The organism is Saccharothrix sabaoui (assembly GCF_051756985.1).
In the GTDB taxonomy this organism is placed as follows: Bacteria; Actinomycetota; Actinomycetes; order Mycobacteriales; family Pseudonocardiaceae; genus Actinosynnema.
This window is the reverse complement of record NZ_JBPKJK010000102.1, coordinates 21,389-32,205: the sequence shown is the minus strand read 5'-3', so window position 1 is coordinate 32,205 and position 10,817 is coordinate 21,389. Positions and strand designations below refer to the sequence as shown.

General features: G+C 74.7%; 7 protein-coding genes. 4 read left to right on the top strand and 3 right to left on the bottom strand.

The features are described 5' to 3' along the window. Positions 1–22: 22 nt before the first annotated feature. Positions 23–1,846 (bottom strand): FAD/NAD(P)-binding protein, encoded by a 1,824-nt coding sequence (locus ACR807_RS27175; protein ID WP_438924262.1) that lies wholly within the window; start codon positions 1,844–1,846, stop codon positions 23–25. Between the two features lie 604 nt (positions 1,847–2,450). Between ACR807_RS27175 and ACR807_RS27170 the strand changes: the two genes are divergently transcribed. Together ACR807_RS27170 and ACR807_RS27165 are read left to right on the top strand one after the other, a co-directional pair. Then, entirely contained in the window at positions 2,451–4,577 is a 2,127-nt protein-coding gene (locus tag ACR807_RS27170) for a putative bifunctional diguanylate cyclase/phosphodiesterase (protein ID WP_438924261.1), read from the top strand. A gap of 45 nt (positions 4,578–4,622) precedes the next feature. Continuing rightward, positions 4,623–5,465, top strand: coding sequence for a S1C family serine protease (locus ACR807_RS27165; protein WP_438924260.1), 843 nt, complete (start codon positions 4,623–4,625; stop codon positions 5,463–5,465). Between the two features lie 168 nt (positions 5,466–5,633). On the opposite strand, the gene ACR807_RS27160 is transcribed toward ACR807_RS27165, so the two are convergent. Next, entirely contained in the window at positions 5,634–6,866 is a 1,233-nt protein-coding gene (locus ACR807_RS27160; RefSeq protein ID WP_438924259.1) for a class I SAM-dependent methyltransferase, read from the bottom strand. 14 nt (positions 6,867–6,880) lie between these two features. Beyond that, positions 6,881–8,239: an FAD-binding oxidoreductase gene (locus ACR807_RS27155; RefSeq protein ID WP_438924258.1), complete on the bottom strand. Its 1,359-nt coding sequence runs from the start codon at positions 8,237–8,239 to the stop codon at positions 6,881–6,883. A gap of 88 nt (positions 8,240–8,327) precedes the next feature. Here ACR807_RS27155 and ACR807_RS27150 point away from each other — a divergent pair, with 88 nt between their 5' ends. Both ACR807_RS27150 and ACR807_RS27145 read left to right on the top strand, forming a co-directional pair. Further along, on the top strand, positions 8,328–9,920 hold the full coding sequence (locus ACR807_RS27150; RefSeq protein ID WP_438924257.1) for an acyl-CoA dehydrogenase family protein: 1,593 nt from the start codon (positions 8,328–8,330) through the stop codon (positions 9,918–9,920). After that, positions 9,917–10,678 (top strand): crotonase/enoyl-CoA hydratase family protein, encoded by a 762-nt coding sequence (locus ACR807_RS27145; protein WP_438924256.1) that lies wholly within the window; start codon positions 9,917–9,919, stop codon positions 10,676–10,678. The genes ACR807_RS27150 and ACR807_RS27145 overlap by 4 nt, the downstream gene beginning before the upstream one ends. Positions 10,679–10,817 lie beyond the last annotated feature (139 nt).

Genomic DNA, 10,817 nt, shown 5'->3' with positions numbered 1-10,817 from the left:
CTCCGCCGTGCGTGCCCCCGTCTTACGCCGACTCGCGGTCGAGCGCGGCGTCCGCCGCCAGCAGGCGCAGCACCGCGCGGGCCACCTCGTCGTTCTGCCGGAACGCCGGCGCGTTCGTGCCGGGCCGCGCGAACGCCGCGAACGCCGCGTTCGTGGTGTACGGCCCGACCGCGAACCGGCGCGCGTGCGGCACCCCGGCGGCGTCCACGAGCCTGCTGTCCGCGGCCGACACGCCCACCAGCCCGCCCTCGTCCCGCAGCTCCCCCGCCGCCAGCAGCGACCGCAGCAGCGGGTCCGCCGTGCGCTCCAGCCGGTGCACCGGCAGCCGCGCCTCGACCAGCCCGGTCGCCCGCACGACGTGCCCCGGCGTGCTCGCGCTGCCCGCCAGGAAGACGCCGTCCTCGGCCCGCACCCACGTGTCCGCGCCCAGGAACCGCACGACACCCGCGCGGGACAGCGCCAGCAGCTCCTCCAGCCGGTCCGGCGGCGGCCCGCTGGCGAACCAGCTGAAGAACCCGCGCCACCAGCCGTCGTCGCCGCGCAGCCGCCCCGAGGCCGCCAGCCGCGCGAACTGCCCGTACACGCCGAGCAGCGCGAGGAACGCGCCCAGGTCGGCGCTGTGCGCCGGGTCGCCGCGCCGGGCCACGTCCGCCTCCACGTACCCGCGCACGTGCTCCTGGAACTCCTCGGCGGAGCCGAACACCCGCCCCGCCAGGGGCCGGTCGAGCCGCTCGAAGTCGATCCGGTCCTCCGCCGCGGGCACGGCCCGCTCCTCCAGCGCCCGCATCCCCGCGCCGTACCAGTCGAGCCCGGCGAACTCCGCGGCGAACTCCTCCCACGGCACGCGCACCCGGTCCGGGTGCCCGGTGAACAGCTCGCGGTAGTGGCCGTGGGCGACGTCCTTCGCCATCAGGGGCCACGCGTCGGCGCGGAAGTCCACGTCCCCGTCGCGGGCGAGCAGCGCGGCGGCGTCGAAGAACCCGCCGGGCTCGGGCCGCGCGCCCTGGAGCCGGTACCCGGTCTTCGAGTGGTACGGCAGCCCGCGCCGCGAGCCGACGTGCAGCCGGGGTTCCCGCCCGGACGGCCGGTAGCGCAGCTCGCCGCCGACCCGCTCGAACACCCCGCCGCGCCCCTGGCCGAGCAGCACGGCGAGGTCGACGAACGCCAGGCCCAGGCCGCGCACCACGACGTCCTCGCCCGCCGGCACCCCGGACAGGTCGGTGTCGGCGGTGTAGTCGGGCGGCAGGTAGGTCAGCCCGTGCCGGGCCGCGTACCCGGCCAGCTCGACCTCCTCGGGCGCGGGCCGCGCGTCGAGGTGCCCGAGGGCCAGCACGACGACGTCGGCGACGAGCGGTTCGGCGCGGCCGGCGAGCCACACCCGCTGCGGCGCGCCGGGCCCGCCGGCCAGCCGCACCGCGCGCGTCCGGTGCAGGCGCACGGAACCGCCGGGCGGCAGCGACCGCACCGCGCGCTCGTGGAACCACCGCAGGTAGGCGCTCTGCACCCGCCGCGAGGGGAACGAGGTCGGTGTCGTGGCGGCCAGCTCGGCCCGCACGCCGGGGTCGAGGTCCACCCCGGACAGGTCGCCGGCGGCCCACTCGGCGAGCGACGGCCCCGGCCGCACCGGTCCCTCGCACAGCACGCTGTCGTCGGTGAACGCGGTGACGTCCTCGGCCATCGAGTTCATCCGCAGCAGCGGCGACTGCTCGTGCCGCCACACGCGGCCCGCGCCGGGTGGGAACGGGTCGACGAGGTGCACCTCCAGCGGACCGCCGAACAGCTCCGCGTTGGCGCCCAGCCGTTCGAGGAGACCCGACGCGCGGGGACCGGCGCCGATCACCACCACCCGGCTCACCGGTTTCCGCCCGCACTGGTCGACGCGGTCGTGGCGGGTGGTGTCATCGGAATTCTCCCGAGGGCGCGCGGAGGGGTCGGAACGTGGGGTCGGAACACGTGCCGCGTCCCTCAACGCCGCACCCCGATCGTATGCGCGCGCGGCGACCGCGGGTCAAGGCATTCCGCGATCTGGACACCGCCGGGCCGCCGTTGACGGTTCCGCGGCGACGCTGCTGGACTGGCGTCGCCGGACCCGGGCGCACCAGTACCCGCGTCTCCCTCAACGCCCCGTCCGCACGGGTCCCGGCGCCGTTCGGGGCACCCGCGCGGCACCCCGCCCGGGCACCTCGCCGACGAGGTGGCCCCCGCTCCCGGAGCCGGTCGGACCGGGTCACTTCGCCGGTCCCGGTCCGACCACCCCGCGCGCCGGGGAGATCGTCTTGCACCCCTCACGCCGACGGCCACTAAACTCGAATGCGACCACCGGTCCCCATTGCACCGTTCGAGTGAAAATGGGCCGGGAAGCGCACACCGGTCCGCGGTGGTGATCTCATCGCGCGATGCGCCGGCACCCAGTTTGGTCCTCGACGATTGGCCCGCAGAGCTGAATGAAGATGGTCGAACAGGAAGGCGCCGCGGCACCGCGTGAGGGGCACGGGAATTCCCGTGCCGATTTCGCGCGCCGCTGGGCCGCCGCGATCGGCTCCACCGTGATGGCCGACCTGCCGCGCCCCCGGCTGGAGGAGCTGCTGGCCGGTTTCACGGACGTCCTGCTCGCCGCGCTGGACGACGACGGCCCCACCGCGCCCGTGCAGCGGGTCGGCCGCGGCCTGGTCGAGCACGGGCTGGTGTCGACCACCACGCTGGAGCACACGGTCGAGTTCATCGGCACGCACCTGCCGGCCGCGTTCGACCTGCCCGCCGGGCGGACCGGGCGGCTGGCGGCCGTGCTCGGCGCCCTCGCCGCCGGGTTCGGCGACGGCCTGCGCGTGCACACCCTCGACCAGCAGGAGAAGAGCGCCCGGCACGCCCTGATCGCCACCCGCTCGGCCGAGTCCGCGGTGCGGGCGAGCGAGGCGAAGTTCCGCGCCGTGTTCCACAGCACGGCCGTGGCCATCTCGGTGACCAGCCTCGACGGCAAGGTCCTCGACTGCAACGAGGCCATGCTGTCCATGATCGGCTACTCCGCCGACCAGGTCGTGGGCACCGACGCGGGCGAGCTGCTGCACCCCGACGACCGGGAGACCCTGCGGCGCGGCGCCCGGCAGCTCGCCGCGGGCCTGGGCGAGCACGTGCGCACCGAGGTGCGGCTGGTGGACACCGACGGCGAGGAGGTGCCGGTGCTCGTCGCGATGTCCCTCGTCCGCGACGACCTGGACGAACCCGCCTACTACGTGACCATGATGGAGAACCTCGACGAGCTGCGGGCGCTCCAGGCGCAGCTGCTGCGGCAGAGCCTCAACGACGTGCAGACGGGCCTGGCCAACCGGGCGCAGTTCGTCGGCTGGCTGGAGAAGGCGGCGGGCAGCCGGGGACCGGCGACGCTCGGCCTGGTCGTGTTCGACGTCGACGGCTTCCGGGTCGTCAACGACGCGTTCGGGCACGACGTCGGCAACCGCGTCCTCGGCGGGATCGCGAAGCAGCTGCGGTCGGTGTTCGACGGCCGCGGGCACGTCGCGCGCATCGGGCCCGACGAGTTCGGCGTGCTCCTCCACGACCCGGCGGACGTGGCGACCGTCGTGACGCTCGCCGAGGAGGCCCTCGAACTGCTCGCCGAACCCGTCTGGGTCGGCGACGACGGGGTGGGCGTGACCGCCAGCGTGGGCGTCGTGGTGGCGCCCGCGCGGGGTGCGGACGCGGCCGAGCTGCTGCGGTCCGTCGACATGACGGTGCGCTGGGCCAAGGACGGCGGCAAGGCGCAGTGGGCGCTGTACGACCGGGAGCGCGACCGGCGGGACCGGCGCCGGATGCGGCTCGCGGCGTCCATCTCCGGCGGCCTGGAGCAGGGCGACTTCCGGGTGGACTACGAGCCGGTGCACTCGCCGGTGGACCGGTCGCTGCTCGCCGTCGAGGCCACGCTGCGCTGGGATCACCCGACCGAGGGGTTGTTGGACCCGCGGGACCTGCTGTCCCTGTCCACGTCCACCGGCATGGTGGTGCGGCTCGGCAGGTGGGCGATGGAGCAGGCGTGCTTCCACGCCGGGCAGTGGTACGCCGAGTTCGGCGACCGCGCGCCGCTGCTGACCATGGACCTGACCGCCCGGCAGTGCCAGGAGCCGGAGCTGGTGGCCGAGGTGCGGCGGGTGCTGCGGGAGAGCGGCCTGCCCGCCGAGCGGCTCCAGCTCGAACTGGGCGAGCAGCTGCCCGCGCTGATCACCGACGAGCAGGCCGAGGAGCTGACGTTCCTCGCCGAGCACGGCGTGCGGCTCGTGCTCGACCAGGTGGGCGGCGGCAACCTGCCGGTCGACCGGCTGCGGCGGTTCCCGTTGAGCGGCATGAAGTTCCAGGGCTCGCCGGTGGCCGGCCTCGCCGAGGGGGCGAACCGCTTCGACGAGAGCGCCGCCGTGGCGCTGCTCACGTGGGCCGCGTCGCTGGGCATGCCCCTGTACGCGGCGGGCGTCACGAGCGAGACGGTCGCCGCGCGCCTGGCCGAGCTGGGCGTGACGGGGGTGCAGGGCCCGCTGTTCGGCGACGGGCCGCTCACCGCCGAGGACGTCACCGCGATTCTCGGCAAGTCCTGAGGGGACGCTCAGGCCGCTCACAGCCGGCGGGGCGACAGTGGGGGCATGACACAGGAGCTCCCCGCGGTGAGCGGGTCGCAGGAGCAGGTCCGGGCGCCGTTCCGGCGGCGCACCGGCACGGTCGTGACCTCGGCGGCGCTGGTCGCCGCGGTGCTCGGCGGGGTCACCGGTGGCGTGGTCGGCGCGGTGAACGCGTCCGGCGGCGGCACGACGGCGGTCGGCAGCCCGGTGGCGGCGCGGACCGGGTCCACGTCGACGGCCGACGTCTCGGCGATCGCGGCGGCGGTGCTGCCGAGCGTGGTGCAGGTCGACGTCACCTCGGCGCAGGGGCGGGGCCTCGGGTCCGGGGTGGTGCTCAGCGCCGACGGCCGCGTGCTGACCAACAACCACGTGGTGGCGGGGGCGCGGGAGATCACGGTGACGCTGTCCGACGGGCGGACCGTCGACGCCGCCGTGGTCGGGACCGACGCGTCCAGCGACCTGGCGGTCGTGCAGGCGGAGGGCGTGAGCGGGCTGACGCCGGCGGTGTTCGCCGATTCCAGCGCGGTGCGGGTCGGGGACCAGGTCGTGGCGATCGGGTCGCCGGAGGGGCTGCGGGGGACCGTGACGACGGGCATCGTCAGCGCCCTGGACCGCACCGTCACCGTGCCCGGCACCACGACGTCCCCCCGCAGCTCGTCATCGGTGAGCTACCAGGCGATCCAGACCGACGCGTCGATCAACCCCGGCAACTCCGGCGGCCCGCTGGTGAACGCGGCCGGCGAGGTGATCGGCATCAACTCGGCGATCTACTCGCCCGCGTCGGGCGGCGGCGAGGCGGGCAGCGTGGGCATCGGCTTCGCGATCCCCTCCGACCAGGCCCGCCACATCGCCACCACCCTCACCTGACCCCGCGAGTCATGCGCTCGCGACCCGCGAGTCATGCCTTCACGACCCCTGTGTCATGCGTTCGTGCCTAACACCGTTGGGCATGAGCGCATGACACGAGGGTCGTGAGCGCATGACTCGCGGGTCGTGAGCGTTGGACTCGCGGATCGTGAAGGCATGACTCGCGGGTTAGGGCCAGGTGGGGCGGAGGGGGTAGTGGGCTTCGGCGCCGTCCAGCTTGACGCCGAGGACCTGGTGCAGCTGGATGTCGTTGCGCTCGAAGCCCAGGCGCGAGGCGGCCAGGTAGAGGCGCCACACGCGGGCGCGGGGCAGGCCGATCTCGGCCACCGCGTCGTCCCAGTGGGCGTCCAGGTTGCGGCACCACGCGGCCAGGGTGAGGGCGTAGTGCTCGCGCAGGTTCTCCTCGTGCCGCACCTCGAAGCCGTGGTCGTGCACCTGCGACACGATGTGGCCGGGGCCGACCAGCTCGCCGTCCGGGAACACGTACCGGTCGATGAACCCGCCCGTGCGGGCGCGCTGGCGGTTGTCCGCCCGGGTGATGCAGTGGTTGAGCAGCCGGCCGCCGGGGCGCAGCTTGCGGTGCAGGGAGCGGAAGTACGCGGGCAGCTTGGCCTTGCCGATGTGCTCGGTGAGGCCGATGGAGCTGATCGCGTCGAACCCGCTCTCCCGCACGTCGCGGTAGTCCAGGTGGCGCACCTCGGCCAGGTCCGACAGCCCCGCCTCGACGATGGCCTTCTGCGCCCACTCCGCCTGGTTGCGCGACAGCGTCACGCCGAGCGCCCGCACGCCGTACTCGCGCGCCGCGTGCATCACCATGCCGCCCCACCCGCAGCCGACGTCGAGCAGCCTCATCCCCGGCCGCAGCCCGAGCTTGCGCGCCACCAGGTCGTGCTTGGCCGCCTGCGCCTCCTCCAGCGTGGACGACGCGGTCGGGTACACGGCGCACGTGTACGCCATCGACGGCCCGAGCACCCACTCGTAGAACGTGTTCGACACGTCGTAGTGGTGCGCGATGGCCTCGCGGTCGCGCGTCTTCGAGTGCCGCAGCCCGCGCAGCCGCCGCTCCTGCGGCGGCGCCTCGACCCGCGTGCCCAGCCGCGTGCGCCCCAACGTGGCCAGCAGCTCCAGCCGCTGCCCCCACGGCACCCCGCGCAGCGACATGTCGGACAGGTGCACGAGCGCGCCGTGCACGTCGCCGACGATCTCCAGGTGACCGGTCACGTACGCGCGCGCCAGGCCCAGCTCGCCCGGCGCGGACGCCAGGTACGACAACGCCTCCGGCGTGCGCACCTCGATGCGCACCGGGGCGTCGCGCGGCCCGGCCTCGCTGCCGTCGAACGCGCTGAAGCCCACGGACCCGTCGCCGCCGACCACCCGTTGGAACACCTCCGCCAACCGCACGTCCCCCGCTCCCTTCACTCGCGCAGCACACACTTGGCGTACAGGTCGGGCAGCCGGCCGCCGGGGTCGTAGCGCTCCTTGAGCCCCCGGTACTCCGGGCCGTTGTAGTTGTCCCAGAACTCCCGCTCGCCGTAGTACGAGTCGGAGTACAGCGACTTGTGCCCGCCCAGCCGGGTGACCTCGTCCTCGATCAGCCGGTTGCGGCTGCCCGGCTCCTCGTCCGGCCGCAGCGACACCGTCGACCAGAAGCCGACGTTCACGTACAGCAGGTCGGGGTCCATGGGGTACAGCGGCCAGCCCGCGCGGTCGCGCAGCCGCACGGGGCACAGCCACACGGGGCTGACGCCGATCTCGCGGTGGAAGAAGTCGAGGAATTCGGCCAGCCGGTGGACCGGGATCTCCACGTCCTGGATCACCGGCTCCTGCACGGCCTTGCTCAGCCGGTCGGAGAACCGGTGCCGCCGGTCCCACGCCACGACCCGCCGGTACACGTCGGACCGCAGGAACCGCTTGGGCACGAGCCGCCGCACGACCGGGTGCTGCACGCCGAACGCCCGCGAGCACCAGAACCAGTCGGTGTCCCACCGCCACAGGTAGTCGCGCACGGTCAGGTGGTCGGTGCGCCGGGACTGGATCGACCGGTAGTAGATCCGGTTGCCGGTGTAGTCGGACGTGGCCGGCGCGCTGTCGGCGAAGGTGCCGAGGGTCAGGTACTGCTCCCCGCCGGAGAACACCGTCCCGTCCACGAAGTCGACCGGTTCGCCCCGGTACGACCGCTCCGCGCAGATCGCCTCGACGGCCTCCGCGCAGCGCGCCGCGTCGCCGAACGGCACGTGCCGCAGCCGGACGTACGGCTTGACCGGCTCCAGCTCGATCTCCAGCCGCAGCGCGTACCCGAGGGTGCCGTAGGAGTTGGGGAAGCCGCGGAACAGGTCGTCGCCGGGGCCGACCACCTCGATCGAGCCGTCGCCGGTCATGACCTCCAGCTCGCGCACGGACTCGTGCGGCAGGCCGTTGCGGAAGGAGGTGGACTCGATGCCCAGCCCCGCGACCGCGCCGCCGAGCGTGATCGTCTTGAGCTGCGGCACGACCAGCGGCACGAGCCCGTGCGGCAGGGTCGCGTCGACCAGGTCCTCGTAGGTCGTCATGCCCTGCACCTGCGCGGTGCGGGCCTGCGGGTCGACGGACAGGACCCGGTCGAACCGGGCCACGTCGAGGCCGCCCGGCCGTTCGTCGCGGAACCGGAACAGGTTCGACGTCGACTTGGCCAGGCGCACGGGCGAGCCCGCCGGGATCGCCGCGTACTGGCCGCGCAACGCGGTCACCGCCCGTGCGTGGGCAGCGCGCGCGTGGTCCGCTCCGTGATCGCTCACCGGACCGACGGTAGGCCCGGAACCGGTGATCGGCACCCCCGTTTTTCCACCTCCCTCGAAGTTACCGACGAGTAGTACCCTGACGGCTATGACGCACGCCACGCACGAGGTGACCAACCAGGTCCCGCCGCTGGAGGGCCACGACGTCTCCGCCGACCCGGCGCTGCTGGACGGCCTGCGCCGCGGCGGCGCGGGGTGGGTCGAGCCCGAGGTGCGCGAGCTGGGCGTGCTGGCGGGCACCGCGCACGTCCAGGCCCTCGGCAGGCAGGCGAACGCCCACCCGCCCGTGCTGCACACCCACGACCGGTACGGCAACCGGGTGGACGAGGTCGAGTTCCACCCCGCCTGGCACGAGCTGATGACCACCGCCGTCCGCCACGGCCTGCACGCCGCGCCGTGGCGGGACGACCGGCCGGGCGCGCACGTGGCGCGGGCCGCCAAGTTCCTCGTGTGGAGCCAGGCCGAGGCGGGCCACGGCTGCCCGATCTCGATGACCTACGCCGCCGTGCCCGCGCTGCGCGCCGCGCCCGCGCTCGCCGAGCGGTTCGAACCGCTGCTGGCGTCCCGCGAGTACGACTTCGGCCTGCGCGCCCCCGAGGGCAAGCGCGGCCTGGTCGCGGGCATGTCGATGACCGAGAAGCAGGGCGGCTCCGACGTCCGGGCGAACACCACCCGCGCGGTGCCCGCCGGCGACCACCACGTGATCACCGGGCACAAGTGGTTCACCTCCGCGCCGATGTCCGACCTGTTCCTGACCCTGGCGCAGGCGCCGGGCGGCCTGAGCTGCTTCCTGCTGCCGCGCGTGCTGCCGGACGGGACGCGCAACGCGCTGTTCTTCCAGCGCCTCAAGGACAAGCTCGGCAACCGGTCGAACGCCTCCGCCGAGGTGGAGTACGACGGCGCGGTGGGCTGGCTCGTCGGCGAGGAGGGCCGGGGCGTGCGGACCATCATCGAGATGGTCAACGCCACCCGCCTGGACTGCGTGCTCGGCTCGGCGTCCGGGATGCGCCTCGGCGTCACCCAGGCCACGCACCACGCCGCGCACCGCAGGGCGTTCGGGTCCTACCTGGTCGACCAGCCGGCCATGCGCAACGTGCTGGCCGACCTCGTCGTGGAGTCGGAGGCGGCGACGACGGCGGCGCTGTGGCTGGCCGGCAACCGCAGCCGGCTGGGGCTCGCGGTCACCAAGTACTGGGTGTGCAAGCGCGGCCCGGCGCACGCGGCCGAGGCCCTGGAGTGCCTGGGCGGCAACGGGTACGTGGAGGACTCCGGGATGCCCCGGCTGTTCCGCGAGTCGCCGCTGATGTCGATCTGGGAGGGCTCCGGCAACGTGGCCGCGCTCGACGCGCTGCGCGCCCTGGCCCGGGAGCCGGCGGCGGTGGCGGAGTTCCTCGCCGAGCTGGACGCGGCGCGCGGCGCGGACCGGCGGCTGGACGCGGCGGTCGACGCGCTCAAGGGCGAGCTGGCCGACCGCGACGACCTGGAGGTGCGGGCGCGCGGGCTGGTGGAGCGGATGGCGTTGGCGTTGCACGGTTCGCTGCTGGTCCGGTACGGCCACCCGGCGGTGGCGGACGCGTTCTGCGCGTCGCGGCTGTCCGGCGACCGGGGCGCGGCGTTCGGCACGCTGCCGCGCGGCGTCGACTTCGCGGCGATCGTGGAGCGGGGGTCGCCGAAGCCGTGAGCGCGGTGCGCGTGGAGCGTTCGGGACCGGTGTTCACCGTCCTGCTGAACCGTCCCGAGGTGCGCAACGCGGTCGACGGGCCGACCGCGCACACCCTCGCGGAGGTGTTCCGCGAGTTCGACGAGGACCCGTCCGCGTCGGTGGCCGTCCTGCACGGCGAGGGCGGCACGTTCTGCTCGGGCGCGGACCTCAAGGCGATCGGCACCGCGCGGGGCAACGACCCGCGCTCGCCGTCCGGCCCGATGGGGCCGACCCGGGTGCGCCTGTCCAAGCCGGTGATCGCGGCGGTGGCCGGGCACGCCGTGGCGGGCGGGCTGGAGCTGGCGCTGTGGTGCGACCTGCGGGTGGTCGAGGAGGACGCGGTGTTCGGCGTGTTCTGCCGCCGGTGGGGCGTGCCGCTGGTCGACGGCGGGACCGTCCGGCTGCCCCGGCTGATCGGGGCGTCCCGCGCGATGGACCTGGTGCTCACCGGTCGTCCCGTCCACTCGGGCGAGGCGCTGCGCATCGGCCTCGCGAACCGCGTCGTGCCGAACGGGACCTCCCGCGCCGAGGCGGAGCGCCTGGCGCGGGAGGTCGCCGCGTTCCCGCAGGCGTGCCTGCGGGAGGACCGCCTCTCCCTGCTGGAGCAGGAGGGGTTGCCGGAGGCCGCCGCCCTGGACAACGAGCTGGAGCACGGGCTCGTGTCGCTCCGCGAGGTGGAGGCGGGGTTGACCCGGTTCCGCGCGGGGGGCGGCAGGCACGGCAGGTTCCCGGGATGAGGCGTGACCGGGGACGCCCGCCGGCGCGACGTACGCGCCGTTCGTGACGACCTGGTCGAACAGCACCCCGCGGGTGCCGGCCCTTCGCGCCGTTCGACCCCTGTCCGGGCCGGCCGGGGGCCCACCCCGGGAGTGGTCC

Bases quoted from the DNA above. Each gene is read 5' to 3' on its own strand.
- ACR807_RS27150 (WP_438924257.1), top strand. From the start codon at position 8,328: ATGACGCACGCCACGCACGAGGTGACCAACCAGGTCCCGCCGCTGGAG.
- ACR807_RS27170 (WP_438924261.1), top strand. From the start codon at position 2,451: ATGGTCGAACAGGAAGGCGCCGCGGCACCGCGTGAGGGGCACGGGAAT.
- ACR807_RS27165 (WP_438924260.1), top strand. From the start codon at position 4,623: ATGACACAGGAGCTCCCCGCGGTGAGCGGGTCGCAGGAGCAGGTCCGG.